This is a genomic window from Microbacterium sp. NPDC086615 (assembly GCF_040686055.1).
In the GTDB taxonomy this organism is placed as follows: domain Bacteria; phylum Actinomycetota; class Actinomycetes; order Actinomycetales; family Microbacteriaceae; genus Microbacterium.
In genome coordinates this window covers 116,395-140,559 of record NZ_JBFBJJ010000009.1, presented here as the reverse complement: position 1 = coordinate 140,559, position 24,165 = coordinate 116,395, and the positions used below count along the sequence as shown (strand labels likewise).

Annotated in this window: 29 protein-coding genes and 1 tRNA gene; 20 read left to right on the top strand and 10 right to left on the bottom strand. The window is 69.1% G+C overall.

From position 1 onward, the window contains the following. The first annotated feature begins 2 nt into the window (after positions 1–2). From AB0O24_RS11015 to rsfS, 5 genes are read left to right on the top strand one after another with little or no spacing between them, the layout of a single operon-like run. On the top strand, positions 3–1,262 hold the full coding sequence (locus tag AB0O24_RS11015) for a glutamate-5-semialdehyde dehydrogenase (RefSeq protein WP_275797595.1): 1,260 nt from the start codon (positions 3–5) through the stop codon (positions 1,260–1,262). 50 nt (positions 1,263–1,312) lie between these two features. Then, the gene (locus AB0O24_RS11010; protein ID WP_275797594.1) at positions 1,313–1,537 is read left to right on the top strand and encodes a hypothetical protein; all 225 of its coding nucleotides are present in this window, start codon (positions 1,313–1,315) and stop codon (positions 1,535–1,537) included. A 10-nt stretch (positions 1,538–1,547) separates the two neighbouring features. After that, positions 1,548–2,144: a nicotinate-nucleotide adenylyltransferase gene (nadD, locus tag AB0O24_RS11005; RefSeq protein ID WP_058596277.1), complete on the top strand. Its 597-nt coding sequence runs from the start codon at positions 1,548–1,550 to the stop codon at positions 2,142–2,144. Then, positions 2,141–3,232 carry a hypothetical protein gene (locus tag AB0O24_RS11000; protein WP_275797593.1) on the top strand — a complete coding sequence of 364 codons (1,092 nt, stop codon included), beginning with the start codon at positions 2,141–2,143 and terminating at the stop codon, positions 3,230–3,232. The genes nadD and AB0O24_RS11000 overlap by 4 nt, the downstream gene beginning before the upstream one ends. Further along, positions 3,229–3,606 (top strand): ribosome silencing factor, encoded by a 378-nt coding sequence (gene rsfS / locus AB0O24_RS10995; protein WP_058596279.1) that lies wholly within the window; start codon positions 3,229–3,231, stop codon positions 3,604–3,606. The genes AB0O24_RS11000 and rsfS overlap by 4 nt, the downstream gene beginning before the upstream one ends. A 74-nt stretch (positions 3,607–3,680) precedes the next feature. Here rsfS and AB0O24_RS10990 read toward each other — a convergent pair whose 3' ends face one another. The 9 genes from AB0O24_RS10990 to AB0O24_RS10950 form a co-directional block, all read right to left on the bottom strand. Next, positions 3,681–3,995 (bottom strand): hypothetical protein, encoded by a 315-nt coding sequence (locus AB0O24_RS10990; protein WP_275797592.1) that lies wholly within the window; start codon positions 3,993–3,995, stop codon positions 3,681–3,683. Positions 3,996–4,029: 34 nt separating this feature from the next. After that, the gene (locus AB0O24_RS10985) at positions 4,030–4,197 is read right to left on the bottom strand and encodes a hypothetical protein (protein WP_363374832.1); all 168 of its coding nucleotides are present in this window, start codon (positions 4,195–4,197) and stop codon (positions 4,030–4,032) included. Next, complete coding sequence (locus tag AB0O24_RS10980; RefSeq protein WP_275797590.1) at positions 4,194–5,123, bottom strand: TAXI family TRAP transporter solute-binding subunit; 930 nt, start codon at positions 5,121–5,123, stop codon at positions 4,194–4,196. Before AB0O24_RS10980 ends, AB0O24_RS10985 begins: the two co-directional genes overlap by 4 nt. Beyond that, the gene (locus AB0O24_RS10975; protein ID WP_275797608.1) at positions 5,120–5,680 is read right to left on the bottom strand and encodes an ATP-binding protein; all 561 of its coding nucleotides are present in this window, start codon (positions 5,678–5,680) and stop codon (positions 5,120–5,122) included. Before AB0O24_RS10975 ends, AB0O24_RS10980 begins: the two co-directional genes overlap by 4 nt. Then, positions 5,639–5,711: transfer RNA gene (locus tag AB0O24_RS10970), tRNA-Ala, on the bottom strand. The genes AB0O24_RS10975 and AB0O24_RS10970 overlap by 42 nt, the downstream gene beginning before the upstream one ends. Before the next feature lie 43 nt (positions 5,712–5,754). Further along, positions 5,755–6,660, bottom strand: coding sequence for a 3-methyladenine DNA glycosylase (locus tag AB0O24_RS10965; protein ID WP_275797589.1), 906 nt, complete (start codon positions 6,658–6,660; stop codon positions 5,755–5,757). After that, positions 6,657–7,367 (bottom strand): SOS response-associated peptidase, encoded by a 711-nt coding sequence (locus AB0O24_RS10960; protein WP_058613086.1) that lies wholly within the window; start codon positions 7,365–7,367, stop codon positions 6,657–6,659. The genes AB0O24_RS10965 and AB0O24_RS10960 overlap by 4 nt, the downstream gene beginning before the upstream one ends. Positions 7,368–7,422: 55 nt before the next feature. Then, the gene (locus tag AB0O24_RS10955; RefSeq protein WP_363374828.1) at positions 7,423–8,454 is read right to left on the bottom strand and encodes a phosphatase domain-containing protein; all 1,032 of its coding nucleotides are present in this window, start codon (positions 8,452–8,454) and stop codon (positions 7,423–7,425) included. Positions 8,455–8,459: 5 nt separating this feature from the next. Beyond that, on the bottom strand, positions 8,460–9,140 hold the full coding sequence (locus tag AB0O24_RS10950; protein WP_275797587.1) for a DedA family protein: 681 nt from the start codon (positions 9,138–9,140) through the stop codon (positions 8,460–8,462). A 42-nt stretch (positions 9,141–9,182) separates the two neighbouring features. On the opposite strand from AB0O24_RS10950, the gene AB0O24_RS10945 reads away from it, so the two are divergent. Together AB0O24_RS10945 and leuS are read left to right on the top strand one after the other, a co-directional pair. Beyond that, positions 9,183–10,421 carry an anthranilate synthase component I family protein gene (locus AB0O24_RS10945; protein WP_363374826.1) on the top strand — a complete coding sequence of 413 codons (1,239 nt, stop codon included), beginning with the start codon at positions 9,183–9,185 and terminating at the stop codon, positions 10,419–10,421. A 65-nt stretch (positions 10,422–10,486) separates the two neighbouring features. After that, positions 10,487–13,060 carry a leucine--tRNA ligase gene (gene leuS / locus AB0O24_RS10940; RefSeq protein ID WP_153003301.1) on the top strand — a complete coding sequence of 858 codons (2,574 nt, stop codon included), beginning with the start codon at positions 10,487–10,489 and terminating at the stop codon, positions 13,058–13,060. Positions 13,061–13,121: 61 nt separating this feature from the next. On the opposite strand, the gene AB0O24_RS10935 is transcribed toward leuS, so the two are convergent. After that, the gene (locus tag AB0O24_RS10935) at positions 13,122–13,616 is read right to left on the bottom strand and encodes a DUF2087 domain-containing protein (protein ID WP_363374823.1); all 495 of its coding nucleotides are present in this window, start codon (positions 13,614–13,616) and stop codon (positions 13,122–13,124) included. Positions 13,617–13,753: 137 nt separating this feature from the next. On the opposite strand from AB0O24_RS10935, the gene AB0O24_RS10930 reads away from it, so the two are divergent. The 13 genes from AB0O24_RS10930 to AB0O24_RS10870 all read left to right on the top strand — a co-directional run bounded on the left by AB0O24_RS10930 (position 13,754) and on the right by AB0O24_RS10870 (position 24,079). Continuing rightward, the gene (locus AB0O24_RS10930) at positions 13,754–14,677 is read left to right on the top strand and encodes an ATP-binding cassette domain-containing protein (protein ID WP_058596290.1); all 924 of its coding nucleotides are present in this window, start codon (positions 13,754–13,756) and stop codon (positions 14,675–14,677) included. Between the two features lie 10 nt (positions 14,678–14,687). Further along, positions 14,688–15,488: a hypothetical protein gene (locus tag AB0O24_RS10925; RefSeq protein ID WP_363374819.1), complete on the top strand. Its 801-nt coding sequence runs from the start codon at positions 14,688–14,690 to the stop codon at positions 15,486–15,488. Beyond that, a complete protein-coding gene (locus AB0O24_RS10920) occupies positions 15,485–16,300 on the top strand; it encodes an ABC transporter permease (protein ID WP_058596292.1) in 816 nt (271 codons plus the stop codon). Before AB0O24_RS10925 ends, AB0O24_RS10920 begins: the two co-directional genes overlap by 4 nt. 60 nt (positions 16,301–16,360) lie before the next feature. Further along, the gene (locus AB0O24_RS10915; protein WP_363374816.1) at positions 16,361–17,533 is read left to right on the top strand and encodes a histidine kinase; all 1,173 of its coding nucleotides are present in this window, start codon (positions 16,361–16,363) and stop codon (positions 17,531–17,533) included. Next, positions 17,530–18,195, top strand: a complete 666-nt coding sequence (locus AB0O24_RS10910) for a response regulator transcription factor (RefSeq protein WP_206542545.1) — start codon at positions 17,530–17,532, stop codon at positions 18,193–18,195. Before AB0O24_RS10915 ends, AB0O24_RS10910 begins: the two co-directional genes overlap by 4 nt. A gap of 108 nt (positions 18,196–18,303) precedes the next feature. Beyond that, the gene (locus tag AB0O24_RS10905) at positions 18,304–18,675 is read left to right on the top strand and encodes an SdpI family protein (protein WP_363374813.1); all 372 of its coding nucleotides are present in this window, start codon (positions 18,304–18,306) and stop codon (positions 18,673–18,675) included. Positions 18,676–19,065: 390 nt separating this feature from the next. Next, positions 19,066–19,692: a hypothetical protein gene (locus AB0O24_RS10900; protein WP_058629531.1), complete on the top strand. Its 627-nt coding sequence runs from the start codon at positions 19,066–19,068 to the stop codon at positions 19,690–19,692. A 67-nt stretch (positions 19,693–19,759) separates the two neighbouring features. Next, entirely contained in the window at positions 19,760–20,353 is a 594-nt protein-coding gene (locus tag AB0O24_RS10895) for an SdpA family antimicrobial peptide system protein (RefSeq protein ID WP_363374811.1), read from the top strand. Then, positions 20,350–21,378, top strand: a complete 1,029-nt coding sequence (locus AB0O24_RS10890; RefSeq protein WP_363374808.1) for a sporulation-delaying protein SdpB family protein — start codon at positions 20,350–20,352, stop codon at positions 21,376–21,378. Before AB0O24_RS10895 ends, AB0O24_RS10890 begins: the two co-directional genes overlap by 4 nt. 5 nt (positions 21,379–21,383) lie before the next feature. Further along, positions 21,384–21,494, top strand: coding sequence for a lasso RiPP family leader peptide-containing protein (locus AB0O24_RS10885; protein ID WP_119863578.1), 111 nt, complete (start codon positions 21,384–21,386; stop codon positions 21,492–21,494). A gap of 77 nt (positions 21,495–21,571) precedes the next feature. Next, a complete protein-coding gene (locus AB0O24_RS10880) occupies positions 21,572–23,368 on the top strand; it encodes an asparagine synthase-related protein (protein WP_363374805.1) in 1,797 nt (598 codons plus the stop codon). A gap of 5 nt (positions 23,369–23,373) precedes the next feature. Then, positions 23,374–23,643, top strand: a complete 270-nt coding sequence (locus AB0O24_RS10875; protein WP_153001381.1) for a PqqD family peptide modification chaperone — start codon at positions 23,374–23,376, stop codon at positions 23,641–23,643. Further along, positions 23,636–24,079, top strand: a complete 444-nt coding sequence (locus tag AB0O24_RS10870) for a lasso peptide biosynthesis B2 protein (RefSeq protein ID WP_058626652.1) — start codon at positions 23,636–23,638, stop codon at positions 24,077–24,079. Before AB0O24_RS10875 ends, AB0O24_RS10870 begins: the two co-directional genes overlap by 8 nt. Positions 24,080–24,165 lie beyond the last annotated feature (86 nt).

Sequence of the window (24,165 nt, the reverse complement as noted above, 5' to 3'; positions counted from 1 at the left end):
CGATGACCACGATCGCCGTCTCCGTCGAGGAGCGCCTGCGTCTGGCGAAGGACGCGGCGCGACAGATCGGCCTGCTCGACGCCGCCGCGAAGACGTCCCTCCTGAACGCGATCGCCGACGCCCTCGACGCCGCGACCGATGACATCGTGCTCGCGAACGCCGACGACCTCGAGCGTGGTCGGGCGAACGCGATCGGCGACGCCCTTCTGGACCGTTTGCGCCTCGACGCGGGCCGCGTCGCCGCGCTGGCCGCAGCCGTCCGCGACGTCGCCGTGCTGCCCGACCCGGTCGGGCGGGTCCTCGATCGCCGCACCCTTCCGAACGGGCTCGCACTCGAGAAGGTCGCCGTGCCGTTCGGCGTGGTCGGCTCGATCTACGAGGCCCGACCCAACGTCACGGTCGACATCGCCGCTCTCGCCCTTCGATCGGGCAACGCCGTGGTGCTCCGGGGTGGCTCGGCCGCGCAGAGCTCCAACGCGGCACTCGTGACGGTCATGCGCGGGGCGCTCGCCTCGCAGGGTGTCTCGCCCGAGGCCGTGCAGACCGTCGATGACTTCGGTCGTGACGGCGCGCGCGCTCTGATGAACGCCCGTGGGCTCGTCGACGTGCTCGTCCCGCGGGGGAGCGCGTCGCTCATCGAGACGGTCGTCACCGAGTCGACCGTCCCCGTCATCGAGACGGGCGCGGGCGTCGTCCACGTCTACCTCGATGAGACGGCGCGTGCCGACTGGGCGCGCGAGATCGTCCTGAACGCCAAGACCCAGCGACCGAGCGTCTGCAACTCCGTCGAGACGGTGCTGGTGCACCGCGCGGCGGCCGACCGTCTGCTGCCCGAGCTGCTGGTCTCGCTCGCCGAGGCCGGGGTCAGCGTGCACGGCGACTCGACCGTCGCGGGCTACGACCCGCGCGTCGTCGCGGCCACCGACGCCGACTGGGCGGCCGAGTACCTCAGCCTCGACCTGGCGGTGCGCGTCGTGGACGATCTCGACGCCGCCCTCGACCACATCCGGCGCTATTCGACCCATCACACCGAGTCGATAATCACCGACGACGACACCGCGGCGCAGCGCTTCCTCGCCGAGGTCGATTCGGCGGTGGTGCTCGTCAACGCGTCGACCCGCTTCACCGACGGCGGCGAGTTCGGTTTCGGTGCCGAGGTCGGGATCTCCACCCAGAAACTTCACGCGCGCGGCCCGATGGGTCTCGCCGAGCTCACGAGCACCAAGTGGCTCGGGCGCGGCGACGGACAGGTCCGCGTCTAACCGCCTAAAATGGCACTGCGCGCCGCGCAGACACCCGAAACGGAGCACTGATGACTTTCGCCTCACTTCTCGCCCATGCCGCCGAAGAGGCCGGTCACCACGGCGGCAACGTGCAGGCCCAGACCTTCTGGTTCGGCGCCCTCGCCTTCGTCGTGTTCGTGTCGCTCAGCCTCGTCACGCTGTCGTACCGCAACGTCTCGAACCGTCACGCGCACAAGGCCGAGGCCTACACGAAGAAGCACGGGACGCCGACGCCCGAGGCGCACGGCCACTGAGGCCCACCGTATGTCGGTGACGCGAGCCCCTCGCATCGGGGTCATGGGTGGGACGTTCGATCCCATCCATCACGGTCACCTGGTGGCGGCGAGCGAGGTCGCGCAGTCCTTCGACCTCGATGAGGTCGTCTTCGTGCCCACGGGTCGTCCGTGGCAGAAAGACGAGGTCACGGCGAGCGAGCACCGCTACCTCATGACGGTGATCGCGACCGCCTCGAACCCGCAGTTCACCGTGAGCCGGGTCGACATCGACCGCGACGGCCCGACGTACACGATCGACACGTTGCGCGATCTGAAGAGTCAGCGCCCGGGTGCCGACCTCTTCTTCATCACCGGAGCCGACGCGGTCGCGCAGATCCTCAGCTGGCGCAATCACCAGGAGCTGTGGGATCTGGCGCATTTCGTCGCGGTCTCCCGTCCAGGACACGTGCTGACCACCGAGGGATTGCCCACCGAAGACGTGAGCCAGCTCGAGATCCCGGCCCTGTCGATCTCATCCACAGACTGTCGCGCCCGTGTGCGCCGAGGACACCCGGTGTGGTACCTCGTGCCCGACGGTGTCGTGCAGTACATCGCGAAGCACCACCTCTACCGGAGTAACGCATGAGCACTTCCGAGAACAATGGAACCCCGCCGCTGACGCGGCGCCAGCTGCGCGAGATCCGCAACACCGGCGCGACGCCGATCATCCCGACGCCGCCGGTCGAGCCCGCCGTCGAGGCGGCGCCCGAGCCCCCGATCGCGAACGAGCCCGCGGTCGCGAACGAGCCCGCGGTCGCCGAGGACGCGCCGGTCGCGCACGACGAGCGCATCGCAGATGGACAGCCCGGGTCGCCCGACGAGCCCACGTCGCACGACGACCGCGCGACGCAGGAGCCGCCGGTGGAGCCCGACGCTCCCGCCTCCTCGACGCAGCCCGCGCAGCCCGTGACGACGCCGGAACCCGCCGTGATCGGCCTTCCGTCGTCGGCGGTCGACGACAATTCGGCGTACGCGCCGACCGGACTCACCCGGCGTCAGGTACGCGCCCAGGAGAAGATCCGAACGGCGTCGGTGCCTGTCATCTCGCCCGATCTCACCCCGGCCGTCCCCGGCCAGAGCACACCCACGGGAGACCTCCCGGCGATCTTCCGCCCGGCCGTCGCCGAGGAGCCGGAAGCCACCGAACCCGTCCCCGCGCCGCCGGTCTCATCGACGGTGAACCCCGAACTCGGATCCGACCTCCTCAACGGCGCGACGCCCGACATCTCGCTGCCGCCCTCTTTCGATCAGCTGATCGCGCGTAGCGGCGCCGCGACGGGGTCGGTCTCGACCCCGAACGCGCTGATCCTCTCGGACGCCCCCGTCGGCGGACCGCTGGTCGCTCCGGTGACGGCGACGGGCGAGGTCATGATCACGGGAACGTTCGAACTTCCCCAGGGCCTGGGGTCCGTCGGCCACGCCCCCGGCACCACCGACGGCCGCGAAGCGGACGCCGTCCTCCTCGACGGAGAGCTACCGGCCGCGTCGTCGCCCACGCCGATCGCCGCCAGCGCGGCGATCAGCACCGTCAAGCAGCCGGGCGACATCATCCGCCCGCCCGCGCCGGAGAAGGGCAGCAAGCTCGTCATCGGCCTCATCATCACCACCGGCGCTCTGGCGATCGCCGTGGCGGTGGCTCTCGCCATCGCCGTCACGACAGGAGTATTCGGATGACCGCGACCCAGAACGGCCGCGAGATGGCACAGATCGCCGCTCTCGCCGCCGACAGCAAGTCGGGCGAGGACCTCGTCGCCCTGGACGTCTCGGAGCCCCTGCCGCTCGTCGACATCTTCCTGCTCGTGACGGGCCGCAACGAGCGCAACGTCGCGGCCATCGCCGACGAGATCGAAGAGAAGCTCCTCGAGGCGGGTCACAAGCGCCTTCGGCGCGAGGGGCGCCAGGAGTCACGCTGGGTCCTGCTCGATTTCGGCGACCTCGTCGTGCACGTCTTCCACGAGGAGGAGCGCGTCTACTACGGCCTCGAGCGCCTCTGGAAGGACTGCCCCGTCATTCCTCTCGAGCTGCCGAGCCCGGCCACGGCGGACTGACCCGCGCCGACACGGCGAATGCCCCGCGCCTCTCGGCGCGGGGGCATTCGTGCGTCTTCGCGAGGAGCTTGTGGCTAGGAGCAGGTGTAGGTCACGCCGTTCACGTCGTGGGTTCCCGCCCCGAGATCGACACACGTGCCGATCAGGTTCGCGAAGACGACGATGAGGATGATCCCGACGATGATCGAACCGACGAGCAGCACCGAGCCGACGATGATGCCGATGAGGGCCGGGGTGTTCTTGTAGCCCGCCTTCTTCGATTGCGTGAACGCGACGATGGAGAGGATGAGCCCGATGAGGTTGGCCGGGAACGCGACGATGAGTCCGACGATTCCGAGCGTCTTTCCCGGGTAGCTCACTCCTGCGGGTTCGGGTTGCGGGGCGGTCACGATGGTCTCCTTCGTGTCGGAATGGACGGGTGGGTCAGCCCTCGAACAGGGGACCGAAGAAGCCCTTCTTCTTCGCCCAGCCGTTCTGTTCGAGGGAAGCGGTGAGCGGCTGCGAGTGTAGCCGCTCACCGCTCGGCGGGCGACCCCTGGCATCCTCTCGCCGGTCCTGATCGCCGCGTTCATCGGCCGAAGGTGTCGTCATCCGTAGCGCTGACGATATCGGCGTTCGGCCGCCGGGTGCAGGGCGAGGGGGAGGGTATCGATGAGGCTCGCCGGGGTCAGGTACTGGATGCCGAGAGCGCCAGGAGGCACGAGAGCGGCGGCGTCATCGATCAGCACGTCGACGAGTCGCTCGACCACGAGATCATCGAGATGCTCACGCGCGACGAGAAGATTCGCCACCCCGATCGCCGGGATGGGTGCCGACGCACCGTAGACCCCCGCCGGGATCGTCGTCGCGACATAGGCGTCGGGGGAGCGGCGACGCAGCCCAGGCAGCACCGCGGTGATGTCGAGGACGGCGATCGGCGTTCGCTCCGCGAGGTCGGCGATCTGGGGCGTCGGGATTCCCCCCGACCAGAACAGGGCGTCGATGCGGCCCTGGTCGAGGTCGGCCACGGCATCCCGGAAAGACCTCTCGACGGTGAGGGGCCCCCGATCGCCCGGGCCGAGGCCCGCGGCATCCAGAACCCGACGCGCCGTCGCAGCGGCTCCTGATCCGAGGGCGCCCAGCGAGACGACGCGCCCGGCGAGCTCCGGGAGCGAGCGGGGGCCGCCGTCTGCGCGGACCACGCATTGGAGGTAGTTCTGGTAGACACGCCCGATCGCGACGAAGGCATCCCGTCCGCGGGCCTTCACGGCGGCATCCGCCAGCGACAGCGCGAGGTCGATCTGCTGATCGCCGAGCAGGGCGAGGTTCTCGACGCTCCCCTGCGTGGCGAGCGCGGTGATCCCCACCTCGGCCCGGGCTGCCTCCCTCAGCAGCTCCCCGAACTGGAGGTAGCTGCCGCCCGCTTCACCGCAGCCGAGCCTGACGACCGGGATACCCGAGGGGGCGCATCCGGCGAGAGCGATCGCACCGAGTGCGGCACCGGCCCAGAGGAAGCCGCGCCGGCTGACCACCGTCACGACCGACTCCACACCAGGCGCGCCGACAGGCCGCCGAGCGGGGAACGCGCGAGTTCCATCCGCCCGCCGGCGGCTCGCAGGAGCTGCACCACGATCGCGAGGCCCAGCCCGGTACCGGCGCGCGACGAGTCCCGTCCCGCACGCCAGAACCGCGTGCCCATGCGGGACAGATCCTCGTCGTCGAGATTCTCGCCGGAGTCGTCGGTCGCGTCGCGCTGACCCGAACGGATCCGGATGCCGAGGCTCCCGGCATCCGGATCCCTGTCTGCCTCGCGACGGCGGTGCCCCGCACGCTCGTGCCCGACGCGTCGAGAAGGAGCCCCACGGTGCGAGCGGGGCGTGCGCGGAACCGGAGATCGCCACCGGATACGGATGCCGAACGCGAAACCGTCCGGATCCGTTGACGTTCTCCGGATCTGGCGCACCGGCGCGCGAGGGCGGTCCGATCGAACACCGTGATCGAACAGCCCGAAGGAACGAAGAAAGCCCCCGCCGAAGCGGAGGCTTTCTCTGGGTGGACCTGAGGGGACTCGAACCCCTGACCCCCTGCATGCCATGCAGGTGCGCTACCAGCTGCGCCACAGGCCCGTTTTTTGTTTTCCGCCCCGTTCGAGGCAGCTCCATGAGCCTACTACACGCGATCGAGTGGCAAGAAATCGGCGCCGCCGGGCGTGTCGCCTGTGGCTCCGACGGACGTCAGCACAGCGCGTCGAAGACCCTGCGCACGGTCGCTCAGGGCGCGCTGACGGGCGACGTACTGCGCCTTGCCCTCCGCCGTCTCGATGGCGACGGGCGAGTACCCCCAGGCGCGGAGGTCGTACGGGGATGCCTCCATATCGAGCGTCCGGATGTCACGCGCCAGTTCGAAAGCGTCGAGGAGGAGGGGCCCGGGGACGAGGGGTCCGAGCTTCACGGCCCACTTGTACACGTCCATTCCCGCGTGCAGGCAGCCGGGCTGTTCGCGATCCGTCTGGGTCTCGCGCGACAGTGGCTCGCGGTTGCGCGGCACGGCGTCGGGCGAGAAGAAGCGGAAGGCGTCGAAGTGGCTGCAGCGGAGATCGTGCGCGTCGACGACGGCATCCGTCCCGTCCCTCCCCAGTCGCAACGGGACGTCGTGGCGCACCTCGTCGACGCGGTACGCCATCGCCCATTCGTGAAGGCCGAAGCAGCCGAACTGCGCGGGCCGGTGCAGCGTCGCGCGGAGGAGGTTCACGATGCCGCGGTACAGCGATCCGCGCTCGATCCGGAAGGCCTCGGCATCCACCCGCACCCCGCTGCCCTCGCGGCGGTACCAGCGCCAGCCGACGCGCTCGTCGGCGTCGTCGAGCACGACCCCGTGGCCCGGGTGCCACCGCCGGAGGATCGCCGGCTTGTACGAGTAGTAGGTGAAGAGGAAGTCCTCGACGGGATGCTTCTGCGCGCGGCTCGCCCGCGCGCGGTGCTCCGCCGTCAGGGCATCGGCGCGAGCCGCGTGCGCCTCGGCCTCCGCCGTCCATTCGTCACGACCGAGGACCGTGTCGACGAGCAGCGCGGTCATTCGACCGGCTCGATGAGGGCGGGGGAGTCGTTGCGAACGTTGCCCACGGCCGGCGACACGACATGGTCGTCGAGCGTCTCGGCGACGTCGGGGGCCGCGTCGATCGCCGCATCGAGGATGTCACCGACGTTCTCGGTCGTCGGGTCGAGCCACGCGTCGGCGAAGTCGGGGTCCATGAACAGGGGCATCCGGTCGTGGATCGACCCCAGTCGGCCGATCGAATCGCGGGTGAGGATCGTGCAGCTGAGCACCCACCGCGCCGGATCGTCGTCGGCACGCGCGGGGTCCTTCCACCACTCGTAGAGGCCCGCGAAGAAGAGGGGCGAACCGTCGGCGGGGTGGATGTAGTGCGGCGTCTTGCCCTCGTCGGTCGTCTTCCACTCGTAGTACCCGGATGCCGGGATCACCGCGCGCCTCTTGATGAGGGCGTTGCGGAACATCGGCTTGTCTTCGATCTCTTCGGATCGCGCGTTGAAAGCGCGAGCGCCGATCTTGACGTCTTTGGCCCACCCGGGGACGAGTCCCCACCGCGCGACCTCCAGCCGACGGACCGGCGGCTCGGTCTTCACCGAATCGAGCACGATCGCCACCGACGACGTCGGCGCGATGTTGTACGAGGGCGGGGGCAGTTCATCGCTCTCGACATCGACGCGCAGGACACCCACCAGCTCCGACGCCACATTGGCCACGACGAATCGACCGCACATGCCTCCACCGTACGCGCCCCCTCCGACATCGGACGCGGGTGCGCGGCATCCGACGTCAGACGTCGTTCGTGATCACGCCGGCCTTCTCGAGACGGTCGAGGAGCGCGGCGCCATCCGAACCCGTCACCCACGGCACTTCGGACGCCGAGTGGTCGTCGACCACCGTTCGCCCACCGGCGAGCACCGCTTCGGCGGGGAGCAGTCGACGAATCGCCACGGCCGCGACGTTCTGCGGATGGTCGATCGCGAACTGCGTGTAGATCGCGTCGTCGTGTTGACCGTCGTCGCCGACGAGCAGCCACTTGACGTGGGGGAACTCGCTCGCGATCCGGCGGAGGTTCTGCTCCTTGTGGTCGCGGCCACTGCGGAACCAACGGTCGTGCGTCGGCCCCCAGTCGGTCAGCAGGAACGACCCCGCGGGGAACAGGTGTCGGCGCATGAAGCGCGTGAGCGTCGGGGCGACGTTCCAGGCTCCGGTGGACAGATAGATCACGGGGGTGCCGGGGTGCTCGCGCGTGAGCCGCTCCAGCATTACGGCCATGCCCGGCACGGGCTGGCGCGCGTGCTCGTCGAGCACGAACGAGTTCCAGGCGGCGAGGAGCGGGCGAGGGAGCGCCGTGACCATGACCGTGTCGTCGATGTCGCTCACGACGCCGAACCGCACGTCGGTGCCGACGATGAAGACACGGGTCTCGGCGGGCTGGCTCCCCTCCACCGACATGGTGATGGTCTGCCATCCCGGCGCGAGCGTCGCGGGCAGCCGCGCATCGATGACACCGCCGCGGTCGGCCGACACCTCGTGCGTCACTCCGTCGATGACGACGCTGACCCTCGCCATGCCGACGGGGACGGCCGCGAAGCTGCGCCAGCCCCGAAGGCTGGCGAACTCGCCCGTTGACGTCCGCTTGAGGGGAGGCGCGATGAGCACGCGGCCCAGGACGCGGATCCATTCCTCCGTGCCGTACCCCGGAAAGCCGGTGACGGCGGGACGCAGTCCACGCGCGCGGGCGCGCTTCTCGCGCCACCGATGGAAGCGGCGCTCCAGTCGGGCGAACCAGAGCACTTTGGCGCGGGGGGAACGAGGCATCCGCCTCAGTCTTTCACGTCACCGTCCACCGGTTCGAGGGGGTGCGCGTCGTCGGCGAGATGGCGACGCTCGATCCGCTCGATGACCTTCTTGCCCACGAACACCAGCACGAGGAAGACGACGAGGATGCCGACGAAGACATAGCCGGCGTAATGGATACGATCCGCGAGCTCGCGATACGTGCCCGCCGCCGTCGCCGCCACCGAGATGTACAAGGCCGACCAGATCGCGCACGCCGGGGCCGTCCACGCGAGGAATCGTCGGTAGCTGTACCCGCTCATCCCGACGGTCAGGGGGACGAGGGAGTGCAGCACCGGGAGGAACCGCGACAGGAAGATCGCCGGTCCGCCCCGTCGCCGCAGGTAGCGATCCGCGCGCTCCCAGTTGCGTTCACCGAGCTTCTGCCCCAGCTTCGACGCGCGGATGCGCGGGCCGAAGTACCGCCCCAGCCAGAACCCGCCGCTCTCGCCGAGCAGAGCGCCGACGACGACCGCCGAGGCGAGGATGACTCCTTCGAGCGGAGAGGCGATAGCCGTCCCGGCGACGATGACCATCGTGTCTCCGGGCACGATCAAACCGACCAGCACGCTCGTCTCGAGCATGACCGCGACACCGGCGAGGATCGTGCGCAGCACGGGGTCGACGTTCTGCACGACGTCGAGCAACCACGTGAGGATCTCGTTCACCTCCGTCAGCTTAGAGGCGACGCCGAGGCCTAGCCTGGGAGCGTGCCGCGTTCCGCCCCTCCGCTCGCCCTCCCGTGCTGGGTGGACCCGGAGACGGTCTTCACGAGCCTCTGGGCCGCCGAACCCGCGGCGTTCTGGCTCGACGGCGGTGTGGATGCCGAGACCGGCTGGAGCTGGATGGGGGCGGGGCACCGGGAGAGCGCGAACGACCCCCTTCACGTCATCGCGTCGAACGATTCCCGCGGCGCATTTCACGGCGGATGGGTCGGCTGGATCCCGTACGACGGCGACCCCGCGTGGATCCGCGTCGAGGCGGCGCTCGCGTTCGATCACGAGAAGCGGCGCGTGTGGGCGGTCGGGACGGATGCCAAGGCCCTGGCCGACCTCGCCGAGCGGGCGCTCGCCGTCGGGCCGGTCGCTGCCGTGGCTCCTGCGGAACCGCGAGGGGTGGCATCCGGTCGCCATGAAGCCGACGAGTACGCCGGACTCATCGCGGCGTGCCGCGAGCACATCCGCGAGGGGGACGCCTATCAGCTGTGTCTCACGACCCGATTCACCGTTCCGGGCCGATTTCTCGCCCTCGATGTGTTTCGGCGCCTCCGCGCGACGTCGTCGTCGCACCACGGCGGCTTCGTGCGGATCGGCGACACCGCCCTCGTGAGCGCGTCACCCGAGCGCTTCCTCGAGGTGCGCGGAGGGGCCGTGCACACGCACCCCATCAAGGGCACGCGCCCGCGCGCCACCGATCCCGTCGTCGACGAAGCGCTCGCTGCGGAGCTGCGGACGGATGCCAAAGAGCAGGCCGAGAACGTCATGATCGTCGATCTGATGCGCAACGACCTCTCGCGCGTCTGCGTGCCGTCGAGCGTCGGGGTCGACCGGCTGCTCGAGGTCGAGTCGTATCCGCACGTGCATCAGCTCGTCAGCGAGGTCTCGGGGCGGCTGCGTCCCGGAACGACGCTCGGTGCGCTCCTCGATGCCGCCTTCCCCGCCGGCAGCATGACCGGTGCACCGAAGGCCTCGGCGATGACGATCCTCGAGCGCCTCGAGGGCGCCCCCCGGGGCATCTACTCCGGGACGTTCGGATGGATCGGAGACGACGGGTCCGCGGATCTCGCGATGGTCATCCGCAGCATCGTCGTCGAGGCGGATGCCGCCCACGTCGGCGCCGGCGGAGGCATCACGTGGCGCTCGGTCGCGGCATCCGAAGTGGCCGAGGTGGGAATCAAGGCGCGCGCCCCGCTCGCCGCGCTCGGCGCCCAGGTGCCGCCGGGATGGTGACGGGCCGGGTCCGATAACCTGGACGCTGGCCCTCGGGCCTCCCGACCTCACGATTGGCTTCACCCGTGTCTGAGAACACCACACCCGTGCCCGGCGAGGGCGCCTTCGACGCCCACGCGATCCAGGCGAAGTGGCAGCGCGCGTGGGCGGACAAGGATCCGTTCCGCGCCGGTGGCGACGACGACAAGCGCCCACGCAAGTACGTGCTCGCGATGTTCCCGTACCCCTCCGGCGACCTCCACATGGGGCACGCCGAGAACTACCTCTACTCCGACATCGTGGCGCGATTCTGGCGCCACCGCGGCTACAACGTGCTCAACCCCATCGGCTGGGACTCGTTCGGCCTGCCCGCCGAGAACGCTGCCATCAAACGCGGGGCCGACCCCGTCGAGTGGACGTACGCGAACATCGCGCAGCAGAAGGAGAGCCTGAAGGACTACGGCGTCTCGTTCGACTGGAGCCGCGTGCTGCACACGAGCGACCCCGAGTACTACCGCTGGAACCAGTGGCTGTTCCAGAAGCTGTACGAGAAGGGCCTCGCGTACCGCAAGGACGCGCTGGTCAACTGGGACCCGGTGGATCAGACCGTGCTCGCGAACGAGCAAGTGCTGCCCGACGGCACCTCCGAGCGCAGCGGCGCCGTCGTGGTGAAGAAGAAGCTGACGCAGTGGTTCCTGCGCATCACCGACTACGCCGACCGCCTGCTCGACGACCTGAACCAGCTCGAGGGCTTCTGGCCGAGCAAGGTGATCCAGATGCAGCGCAACTGGATCGGCCGCTCCGTCGGTGCCGACATCACCTTCGAGATCGAGGGTCGTGACGAGAAGATCACGGTCTTCTCGACCCGCCCCGACACGCTGCACGGCGCGACCTTCTTCGTCGTGGCGCCCGAGTCCGACCTCGCGGCCGAACTCGCGGCATCCGCGGATCAGGGCGTGCGCGAGACGTTCGAGGCGTACCTCACCCAGGTGCAGCGCGCGACCGACATCGAGCGTCAGGCGACCGACCGTCCGAAGACCGGCGTCTTCCTCGGTCACTACGCGATCAACCCGATCAACGGCGAGAAGCTGCCGATCTGGGCGGCTGACTACGTGCTGGCCGACTACGGTCACGGCGCGGTCATGGCCGTACCCGCGCACGACCAGCGCGACCTCGACTTCGCCCGCGCCTTCGATCTGCCCGTCAAGGTCGTCGTGGACACGAATGCCCCGGTCACCGGCGCGATCCCCGTGATCGAGCTCGACGACGAGGGCGTGCCGATCGACCCGCTCGGCGACATCGAAGAAACCGACCCCGTCAAGACCGGGATCGCGCTCACCGGTGACGGCCGCATGATCAACTCCGGTTCTCTGAACGGACTGTCGAAGCGCAACGCGATCGCCCGTGTCATCGAGGAGCTCGAGGCCAAGGGTGTCGGCCGCGCCGCCAAGACCTATCGCCTGCGTGACTGGCTGATCTCACGTCAGCGCTACTGGGGCACGCCCATCCCGATGCTGCACGGAGAGGACGGCTCGATCACGCCCGTGCCCGCCGATCAGCTGCCGGTCGTCCTGCCGTCGGTGGAGGGGCTCGACCTCAAGCCCAAGGGCACCTCGCCGCTGGGCGCTGCCACCGAGTGGGTGCAGGTGACCGACCCCGAGACGGGCCAGACGCTGCTGCGCGACCCCGACACGATGGACACGTTCGTCGACAGCTCCTGGTACTACCTGCGGTTCCTGTCGCCGGGCGACGAGACGCAGCCCTTCTCGGGTCGCGAGGCGTCGAAGTGGGGTCCGGTCGATTTCTACATCGGCGGTGTCGAGCACGCGATCCTGCACCTGCTGTACGCGCGCTTCATCACGAAGGCGCTGTTCGACATGGGCCTGGTGGAGTTCACCGAGCCGTTCTCGAGCCTCATCAACCAGGGCATGGTCATCCTCGACGGCGCCAAGATGTCGAAGAGCAAGGGCAACCTGGTGCTCTTCCAGGAGGAGCTCGACGCCCACGGCGCCGACGCCCTGCGCGTGGCGCTGGCCTTCGCCGGTCCCGTGGAGGACGACAAGGACTGGAACGACGTCTCGACCACGGGAGCGGCGAAGTTCCTCGCCCGCGCGCTGCGCATCGCGCACGACGTCGACAGCGAGAAGGACGTCGTGTGGGCCGAGGGCGACCAGGCCCTGCGCCGCGTAACGCACCGCCTGCTGGCGGAAGCGCCCAACCTCATCGAGCAGACGAAGTTCAACGTCGTCGTCGCGCGCCTGATGGAACTGGTCAACGCGACCCGCAAGGCGATCGACGGCTCCGCCGGCACGAGCGACCCCGCCGTGCGAGAGGCCGCCGAGGTGATCGCGATGACCCTCGACCTCTTCGCCCCGCACACCGCGGAAGAGATGTGGCAGACGCTCGGCTACGACGGCTTCGTTGGCCTGGTCACCTGGCGCCAGGCCGACCCGACGCTGCTCGTCGAAGACAGCGTCACCGCCGTGGTGCAGATCGACGGCAAGGTGCGCGGCACCCTTGAGGTCTCAGCCAAGATCGGCGCCGACGAGCTCGAGAAGCTCGCGCGAGCGGACGAGAAGGTCCGCCGCGCCCTCGGTGAGCGCGAGATCGTGCGCGCGGTCGTGCGGCCGCCGAAGGTGGTCAGCTTCTCGACGAAGTAGGACCCGCGGATGCCGCGTCCCGAGCGCTCAGCAGAGCGGGAGGGGCGGGGCATCCGGCGTATCAGGCGCGGGAATAGACCGAGCCGTCGGCCGTACGCACGAGAAGACCGTGGTCGACGAAAGCGCGGCGAAGGCCGGCGACGTCGTCCGTCACCCCGGCGAGCCGCGCGTTGATCTCGGCCTCGGAGACGGTGTCGCCGGGCGCGAGCACGCGGGTCGCGAGATGCTCCAGGAGCGCTTGCCGGTCGGTCGCTCGCGCGGGCATGCCGACGACGCGGCCGTCCTCCAAGAAGCGCTCCACGCCCCCGCGCCGAGCGGGGCCACTCGCGGATGCCAGGGCCCGGGCGAACACGTCCGGGACGGCGACGAGCCCCTCTGCGGTGGCGGAGACGAGCCCCGCCGCCGTGAGCGACTCGGTGATGCGCTGCGCCTTCTTCGGGGGGATCGTGGCGAGGGCCTCGTCGATCGGCTGAGCGAGGACGATGCGGGCATAGATCTCGCGCGCGCGGTCATCGGCGAGAGCGGCGAGGATCGCGCGCCAGGCGTTCTGATGCATGGGATCGAGTCTCCTCGTGGAACGACGACCCGTGAAATCCCTGCGCCGTATTCCACCCCCGGTTGGTAGAGCGCCCCTCCACCCGAAACGTAGCGTCGGGACCAAGCTGCACAACCGACGGAAAGGCGGCGGGCGTCATGACCCTTTCGGTGAAGAACCTCAGCAAGCGATACGGGAAGACCTTCGCGGTGAAGAACGTCTCGTTCGAGATCGCGCCCGGAAAGGTCACCGGATTCCTCGGGCCCAACGGCGCGGGGAAGTCGACGACCCTGCGCTCGATCGTCGGTCTGGACTTCCCGACGTCCGGGGAGGCGTTGATCGACGGCCGGAGGTACGCGGAGCTGAAGGCGCCCTTGCACGAGGTCGGCACTCTGCTCGATGCGAAGGCCGCGCACCGCTCACGGCGCGCCGTCGACCACCTTCGATGGATCGCGGCCACCCACGGCATCCGGCGGGCACGGATCGACGAAGTGCTCGACATCGCGGGGCTCACGACGGTCGCGCGCAAGCGGGTCGGGGGGTTCTCGCTGGGAATGGCCCAGCGGCTCGGTATCGCCGCCGCGCTCCTCGGCGACCCCCACACGCTGATCCTCGACGAGCCGGTCAACGGTCTCGATCCGGACGGCGTGACATGGATCCGCGAGCTGCTTCGTGGTTTCGCCGCGGAGGGACGCACGGTCTTCCTCTCCTCGCACCTCCTGGGGGAGCTCTCGCTCATCGCGGAACACATCGTCGTCATCGGGCAGGGCCGGATCATCGCCGACGCCCCCTTGACCGCGCTCATCCAGACATCTCCCACCGTCCGCGTCCGCACGGCGGAGGCGGCACGGCTCGCGGAGCTCGTGGCGGGACCCGGCGTCGCAGCGACGATGCCCGCGCCGGACCGGCTCGAGATCGACGGGCTCCCCGTCGAGCAGATCGCCGAGATCGCCGCGCGCGAACGGATCGTGGTCTACGAGATGGGACAGCTCACGAGGACGCTGGAGGATGCATACAACGACCTCACCCGCGGAGCCGTCGAGTACGCGCCGCAGCAGGCGGGGGAGCCGCACCGTGTCTGAGACGGCGACCATGACCAGCGCGAAGCGCGCGACCTGGGTAGCCCCGGTCACGTTCCCTCGCGTCCTCCGCGCGGAGGCGATCAAGCTGGCCACGCTGCCGAGCTTCGTCTGGGCCTTCGTGATGGCCTACGCGGTCCTGGGCGGGTTCGGCATCCTCACGGCTCTCGCGCGGATCCTGCAGCGGGACGCCGCGACGCCGACCATTTCGGCGGGAGCGGGAACAGCGCTGACCGGTATTCAGGGCGCGCAACTGGTCATCGTCCTCGTCGCCGCGATCTTCGCGACCACCGAATTCGCGCACCAGACCGTGCAGCCCAGCTACCTGGCGGAACCTCGCCGGCTGCGTGTCCTGGCGAGCAAGGCCGTCCTCGTGGGCGCCCTCTCACTCGTGGTCGGCTCAGCGGGGGCGACGACGGCATTGCTCGCGGCAGCAGCGGTGGCGCGCAGCGCGGGGCTTCCCTTCGAGATCACGGGCACCTACGCGGCCCAGCTGATCGCGGGGGCGGCGATCTATCTGGCCGCGATCGGTGTGACGGGACTCGCGATCGGTGCGCTGCTGCGCAGCACCGTGGGGGCGATCATCGCCGGCCTCGTCCTGCTCAACGTCTTGCCGCTGCTGGTCGGTGCGGCGCCGGTCGAGAGCATCCGGGATGCCGCGGGATACCTGCCGTCCACCGCCGGCCTGATGATCCTGCAGGAGCACGTGCCCGCCGGGTTCATCGCGCCGTGGTTCGGAGTCCTCATCGCCTGCGCGTGGGCCGGCGTGCTCCTCGGCGCCGCCGCTCTCGTGACCAGGAGGACCGACGCATGACGACGGCGGCCCCCTCTCGCCCGACTGTGCATCGGAGGACCAGACCGTTCGGATCGAGCATCCGCGCCGAGAGCATCAAGTTCTGGTCGCTCCGATCGAACCGGATCCTCGTGACTCTGGCGATCCTGTTCGTCCCCCTCAACGCCGTGCTCCTGTCGGTCTCCCTGGGGCAGCGGGCGGAGAGCCCCGATCCGCGGATGCGCATCTCGTCCGTGGACGCCGTCGCCTACCTCGACAGCGTCCTCTGGCTGCAACTGCTCATCGCGGTGATCGCGGTGCTGGCCGCCACCGGCGAGAGCGGCGGCAGGATCGGAGCCTCCTTCCTGGCCGTTCCGACCCGGCTGCCCGTTCTCGGAGCGAAGGTGATCGTCGTGGGGCTCGTGTCCTTCGGCATCGGGGTCGTGGGGGCGACGGCCGGTCAGCTGCTGCCTCATCTGCTGCTGTCGGGGACGGGTGTGGCTTACGCGGCGGACCCGGCCGACGTCTTCCGGGGGGCGATCTCGTCGGGGGCGTATCTGGGTCTCATCGCCGCGATAAGTCTCGCCATCGCGGTCGTCGCCGGCAACCTCATCGTCGCTCTCCTCGTGCCGCTCGCGCTCTTCACGATCGTCCCCTCGGTGATCGCCTCGTTCGGGGGAGAGCTCGGGAGTCGGATCTCCGGGTACTTCCCCACGATCGCCGGACGTACGGCCCTCTCCGCGGCGGAGAACCCCGGCGGGCTCGACAGCACGACGGGCTTCCTCGTGATGCTCGCGTGGGCCGTCCTCGCGGTCGTCGGTGCGGGTCTGCGGTATCGATTCGCCGATGCGTGACCCGCTGCCCGAGGGGGCCGCTGAGTAGACTGCCCAGACACCTGAAGAGAGGGGCTCGCGATGATCGACGTCGACGCGAGCGTCCCCGGGCCTCACCGGCTCCGCGGCCTCGTGGACGTCGTCCTCGCGGTCGTGGCCATCCTCCCGGGACTCATCAGCATCCTCGTGGAAGGCTCCTCGCCCGCCCTCACGGTCGGCCTTCTCCTCCTCGCCGCCGTGACGCTCTGCGCACGACAGCGGGTGCCGTGGACGGTTCTCGCCGTCGTGGCCGTGCTCGCGGCGATCGGTGAGGGGCAATCCTTCACGTTGGCCCTCTGCCTGGCGGTTTACACCGTCGCACGGCGGTCGACGACCGGACGCGCGGCGCTCGGCTACCTGCTGGCCGTCGGAGTGCCGCTGCTGGGGACGACGGTCAAGATCATGCTGGGTGTCGCGGTCACCGCGACCGACGACATCATTCCCGCGATCGGGGTGGGCACGAGCGTCGTCGATCCGTACGTCGTCCTCGCTTGCGCGGCGGGGATCGTGGTGCAGAACACCCTGCAACGCCGCCGCGCGCAAGAAGCCCTCCTGCAGCAGAAGATCGACAGCGCTCGGGCGACGGAACGCACGAGGATCACGGCCGAGATGCATGACGTGGTCGGACACGCCCTGACGGTGATGATCTCTCTGGCGAACGGGGCGCGTTCGGCGTGGGACACGGACCCCGAACGCTCGCGTCAGGCACTCGCCCACCTGGGCGAGGTCGGGGCGACGGCGCTCGACGACATGCACCGGACTCTCCGCGTACTGCGCGACTCCGACGACCAGCTCGACGATGCGCTCCATCACTCCGGATACGACCTCCCCGACATCGGCAGCATGGTCGAGGTCTTCCACGCCGCGGGGATGCCCGTGCACCTGCGACAGCGCGGCGATGCCCTTCCGGAGAGCACGATGCTCAGGGCCGCGGTCCACCGCATCGTGCAGGAATGCCTCACGAACGTGCTCCGCTACGCGCAGGGGGCGACGTTCGTGCTCGTCACGATCGAGTGCTCCGCTCGGACGGGTATCGTCGCGATCGATGTCGAAGACGACGGCCGTTCGACCGGCGCCGGAAGCATCGGCACGGGGCGCGGTCTCATCGGTGTCTCGGAGCGAGCGGCGTCGTTCGGCGGCACCTGCGTCTATGGCCCGCGGACCCCCGGCGGATGGGCGGTGCGCACGACCCTGCGAACGGAGAAGTCCCGATGATCGACGTGCTCATCGTCGATGACCAGGCACTCGCACGACTCGGCAACTCGCTCGTCGTCGAGAGCGCGGCGGACCTTCACGTGATCGGAGAGGCCGCGACCGGGGAGCAGGGGGTCGCCCTCGCCCAGACCCTGCGCCCCGATGTCGTCCTGATGGACGTCCGGATGCCGGGAATGGGCGGCATCAGCGCCACCCACGCCATCACCTCGGCCAGCCCGACGACGCGAATCGTCGTCCTGACCTCGTTCGACCTGGATCAGTACGCGTTCGGAGCCCTCGAGTCCGGCGCGAGCGCCTTCCTCCTCAAGAGTGCTGCCCCTGAACGCCTGATCGATGCCATCCGGACCGTGCATCGCGGCGATGCGGTAGTCGAACCTCACATCACCCAGAAGTTGATCCATCGTGCCCTGAGATCGGATGACGGACAGGCGGCATCTCGTCCGATCGGCATGCCCGCCGAGCTCTCGGTCCTCAGCCCGCGCGAACAGGATGTGTTCCTGGCGATGGCGACGGGGATGACGAACGCGGAGATCAGCGAACGGCTGTTCTTGTCACCGGCCACGGTGAAGAGCCACATCAACAAGATCTTCAGCAAGCTCAAGCTTCGCGACCGTGTCCATGCCGTCATCCTCGCGCACCGTCTGAAGATCACGGGGGAGTGACCCCCCGCGTTGGCGGCTGAGATTCAACCCGTGGTTGGTGGTTGCCCGGCCCCGTCCGGCAATACGTTCCTCACAGAAGAGTCGCCGCCGGCCGTAAGGGATGTGAAGATGATCGGGATCGTTGTCGCGTCCCTACTGGTGCTGGTCGCAGGACTGCTGTCGCTCTGGTGGGCTCGTGCTTCCTGGCGAGGCACGCTGCCGCAGAACTGGCTCTTCGGGTATCGGACGCCGCTGACGCTGTCCGACAAGGATGCGTGGACGACGGTCAATCGCGCTCCCGCTCCTTTCGCCGCGGTCGGCGGCATCGGGACGAGCGCCGCCGCCGTCATTGCTCTTGTGCTCACGCTTCTCGGCCTCAGCAGCATCGCGCCGGCGTTCTTCGGGGCGGGGCTGGGGTGGCTGCTGCTGTGGACGGTTCTGGGGATCGTTCCCGCGCACCGAGCGGGGAGGAACTACAAGCGGATGCGCAGCTCGGCCTGAGATCGACGTCTCATCCGCTTCTGACCGCGGCGGCTCCGCGGTCTCATCATCTCGAGAACCCGCGCGCGTGATCGCTCGCCGTGGACCACGCTTCGTGACGGGGGATCACCGAGCGTGATGGCGGTGCCGCGCGCGCTCGTGACGAGCGACGACGCAGCCTTGCAACGGTCTCGAGTTCTGACCATCGACGCATCACCTGGGGGAGGTGATTATCCATGGACGACATCTACGAGGCGCCTTGTGCAGTGCTCGTCGCCGACTTCCGCCGCGACACGGCGTTGACCAGTCGCGGCGGCTGGCCCGACCTCTTGGGCTGGTGGTTCTGACGCCACGCCCGCCGGCCGGCGTACGACACGAGACACAGATCATTCGCAAGGAAAGTGAGCATTCATGAAGAACAGAGGCAAACCACTGCTGGTGGCGATCACCGCCGGAGCCCTTGTCCTGGCCGGGACGACGGCCGCTTCGGCGGACAGCTCGAGCCGAGACGGGTCGGTGTCAGCGGCCGCGAACGTCGCCACCGGTGACTACACCGATCGCGAGGTCGTCGAATTCCTGGCCTTCGGCGCCGGCACCATCGATGCCGAGCACCCGGGTCTGATCGCCGAGCTCGGCTATGACGGCGTCGCCGCCGAGGCACCGCCCGCGGAACTGGTGGACGAGATCGTCGCCGGGGTGACGCAGGTCAATCCGGCGTTTCACGCTCAGGTGACGGAGCCGCTGCAGAGCGGCGACCCGGTCGCTGTGGAAGCTGCGCTCACCGTCTACAACGACTCGATGATCGAGTACGTCAAGAGCTCGGACGACTGGACGGTCGGATCGGGCGACGACGGCTCGGCTACCGCCTACTGCCTGGTCTGGCCTCTCGCCCTCGCCGTGGCTCTCGTCGTCGCCGTGGTGTCGACACGCATCGTGGCCTACGTCGGGCCGAGCACGCCGTCGGCGACGCTCGCCTCGGACGACCGGCTCACCCGCCAAGAGGCATCAGCGGCGATCGCGTCGACCATCGCGCCGTGACCCCGACGGTGCCCGCCCACGCCGCCGTGCGCGGGCGGGCACCCCTCCCCTGGAAGGAGGCATGCCCATGGACGACTCTGTCGACGACATCGTCGCCGGTCGCGGTTCCATCGTGGCGTTCGTCCTCACGCTTGCCGTGATGCTCCCCATCCTGTTCGTGTCGGTGCTGGTCGCGGTCCCGCCGACCACGATCTCGCTCGGTATGGGACAGGACTTCCGCAACAACTACAGCGCGTTCGTCTCGCAGGGGTGGAACTTCTTCACGAAGGACCTCCAGGGGACTCAGTTCGGCGCGTACGCGACGGTGTCGGGCTCCGCGCCGGTCAGTCTGTTGACGACTCCGCAGACGCGCATCGAGAATGCGTGGGGTCTCACGCGGAACCAGCGGGCACAGGGACCGGAGCTCGCGAACCTGGCCAACGCCGTGACGCAGTGGCGGGAATGCTCGACCTTGCGAATCTCCTGCGCCATGGATCTCGATGCCGAGCCGATCGAGCTCGTCAACACGAGCCCCCTGCCGACGCTCTGCGGGTCGGTGATCCTCACGCAGGAACGGCAGAGTCCCTGGAGCTACCGCACCTTCCCCTCGGCCGACGAGCAGATCGTCGACAAGGTCGCGCCGGTCGATGTCGTCTGCCCCGCGAACGGAGGAGGATCATGAGCCTGCTCTCCACGCTGTCGACGTTCGATCACCGTCGCCTCTGGTTCGGCGTCGCGCGCACCGTTCTCGCCTCGGGCCAGATCGTGCTCCTGGCCTTCACCGACCCGCGTGCGCTTCTCGTGCCCGTGGGGGATCAGCCCGCCGCTCCATACTGCGATGGCGTGAAGGCGATCAGCGCGTACTGCCTCGGAGGCGATGTCCTCGCCCCTTCGACGAGACACGCGATCATGCTGATCCTCCTGGTCGTCGTGGCATCCGGGTTCCTTCCCCGCGCGACCGGAATCCTGCACGCCTGGGTGACCTTCTCGATCGCCGGCAGCATCGCCCTGCCTGACGGGGGAGAACTGGCCGCCAAGGTCGTCACGCTGCTGCTCGTTCCGATGTGCCTGACCGACGACCGTTGGTGGCATTGGACGCGGCCGAGATCGTCCCTCAGCCCGTCGGCGCGCGGTGTCGCGTATGCGGCGCTGTGGGCCGTGCGCCTCCAGGTCGCGGGCATCTACCTGCACTCCGGTGTGGGCAAGTTCGCCAGTTCCGACTGGCTCTCGGGCACCGCGGAGTACTACGTCCTGCGCGACAACATGTTCGGCGCCGCCGGCTGGGTGCGCGACCTCGGGGTCGCCGTGATGTCGGTGCCGTCTTTCGCGTTCGCTGTGGCCTGGGGGTCGATCGCGCTCGAGATCGCCGTCGGTGTGATCATCCTGTGCGGAACAGACAGGCTCCGTCGCGTGGCGCTGGCCGCCGTGATCGTCTTCCATGTCGGGATCATCGTCACCATCGGACTCTGGACGTTCGCTCTCGTGATGATCGGCGCCGTCGCCGTCGCCTGTCTGCCCGCGACACCGCGTGGCAGCGGTCCCCACCACGTCCCCGCTGTCCTGCCGGCGCTGAGGCGCAGGCTCAGGCCCGACGGCGGTTCGCCCTCGCGCTCCGGCATCCCCGCCACCGTCCCGGTCGCCGACGAGGGCGCCGACGGCATCCCCTCCCCGCAACGCGCGGTGGTTCCCGAGCAGGGGAGGAGGTGAGACAGATGACCGAAACCTACGAGAAGCCTCAGGTGCTCGTCGTGGGCGACTTCCGCAAGGACACCGCCTTCACGTCCCAGGGCTACTGGACCGACGTCCTCGGCTGGTGGCTCTGACCCGCCGCTGCTCCCGGGTGGGAGCGGTCGCCTCGTGGCCGCTCCCACCCTCCCTTCCACAGATCTGAGTCGACACCATGCGCTTCCTGCTCTATCCCGACCGAGAGGTCATCGCGCCCGCCCCCTCCGCGGCGTTGCCGAAGTATGTTCCGCATATCTCCGGACGCCCGTGGATCGTCGGCGACTGGGACGACGCAGAGATCGTCCAGGCCTCGAACAAGGATTACCGAGTCGTTCTTCTCGGCACCGTTGGTAGCAGCGATGAGGAGCTCCGCTCGTGGCTCGACGCCGGCGGCCGAGAGCCGGACTTCACGACGATTCACCGCAGCATCGCCGGGGCGTTCTTCACCCTCGTCTCCACGTCCGCCGGAACCACGCGGGCTTTCGGGACGCTGTCGAGTTTCCGGCGCCTGTCCTTCTCCACCGACCCGGACGCCCCGCTCGCTTCCAATTCCCTCGCGCTGCTGATCGAGATGTTCCGCCCGCGTCTCCGCGAGGAGCGCGTGCCGCTCGCCCTCATCGCTCCGCGCGCACCCTGGCCCCTCGGCGACGCGAGCTACTGGCAGGGAATCGAGAACGTGCTGCCGACCCATCAACTGTGTGCGGATACGACGGGTCCCCTTCACGTGAGCGAACGGTGGGCTCTCCCTCGACGCCACGTGCCACAGGACGAGGTCACGCCGGCTCTGACCGCGGCGCTTCACGCCGCCATCGAGGCGCGGGCTCGACACGCCAGATCCACCCTGAGCACGGACCTCTCCGGAGGGATGGATTCGACCTCCCTCGCGTTCTTCGCGCGAGAACACGCGAGCGAGCTGACGACCATGCACCTCGGCATCAGCGTCGAGATGAACGACGACGCCGAGTGGGCGGATGCCGCGGCCCGGGCGCTTCGCAGCCGGCACATCCGCGTGTCGCACGACGAGTTCCCGCGCTGGTTCGCCGGATGGCACGTCACGAACGAGCGGTTCGCGGCGGAGCCCGAACCGTCCATCCGCACGGAGGGAATGCACCGCGCGATGGCCGAGCGTCTCAGCGAGCACGGCTGCACGATCCACCTCGCCGGCTCCGGAGGAGACGAGCTCTTCTACCCGGACGAATCCGTCCTCCCCGGCCTGCGACGCGAGGCACCCGCGGCGCTCTACGGGGCGATCCGGGGGATGGCGACGCTTCACCGCTGGCCCCTGGCGAAGACGGTTCGCGCCGCGCTCAACAGGGACGATCCACGTTCGTGGCTCGTGCGGGAGACCGCGTCGCTGGGCATGACGGAGCTCGAGCGGCCCTCACCCGCGTGGGACGTCGTGTTCTCGCTGTCCCCGTGGGCCACGGACACCGCGCTGTCGGCGGTCCAGGATCTGATCCTCGAGAACACCGCGGATGCACAACTCGATGCCGCATTCGCCAGCGACGCCGTCGCGTACGGAATGATCACGCGCAACGGTCAGATCCACCGCGCCCTCGATGAACAGACGCGTGAGGTCGGCGTCCGCTACGAGGCGCCTTTCCTCGATGACGCGGTCATCGAACTCGCGCTCCAGGTGCGCCTGGTCGATCGTCTGAACACCCGTCGCTTCAAGCCCGGCCTCGCCGCGGCCGCCGCAGGCGTCGTCCCCGATCTCTTTCTCGACCGACGGTCGAAAGGCGATTACATCTCGTTGATCTACACCGCGTTCAACGAGCACCGCAGATCCATCGCGGCCCAGGCCGACGACTTCCGCCTCGGCCGACGCGGACTGGTCGACGTCGAGCGCCTGAAAACGTATCTGCAGAGCATGCAACCCCAAGCGCAACACTTCTTCCCGTTCGAATTCCTCCTGGCCGCGGAGCGTTGGCTTCGGGCCGCGGATCGGATGACACTCGTGAACGAAAGGTGAGCACGATGCCACACACCTACCACCTCGCCGACGACGTCCGCTTCACGGAAGTGAACCACGGGGGCGTTCTGCTCAGCCGACGCTCCGGGCAGTACCGCCAGGTGAATGCCTCCGGAACGCGCATCCTCCGCCTCCTGGTCGACGGGGAGCCCGTGGACGGCATCGTCGAGCACCTCCAGAAGCTGTATCCGGATGTCGACGCCGCCCAGATCACGCGCGATCTCCACCAACTTCTCGATGACCTCGCCGCCGAAGGAGTACTCGTCCGTGTCTGACATCGTCGTTCCCCTCGAAGCCCGGCAACGTCTTTCGGCGAACGATCGGCTCCGCGCGTTCCTCGTGCTTCCCCTCGTCTTCTTCCTGGTGCGGCAACAGCCCGATCGACTCGAACGCCTGCTCACGACACTCGCGCGGGGGAGGCGAGCCGCCGATCGATCGCTGGTCGAGCGCGGTCTCGATGCCGTCGTCTCCGTCAGCCGGAGATGCGCGGGACGCTATTGTCTCGATCGCGCGACGGCGACCGCGCTGTTCTGCTGGACCTATGGCAGATGGCCCGAATGGCACGCCGGCGCCGCGATCGATCCCTTCCGTGCTCACGCCTGGATCTGCGTCGAGGGCGCACCCGTTCGCGAACCCACGTCCCTGATGAAGTACTTCGTGCCGTTCATCAGCGTGGGTCCGTCGACGAATCCCGATGCGCCCGCGACCTGAGACCGTCGCGGCGGGCCCGCTGGCGGAGTCCGGGACGCACACCCCTCGCCACGTCTGAGCTTCCGCTCCACAACGGATCCTCCCCA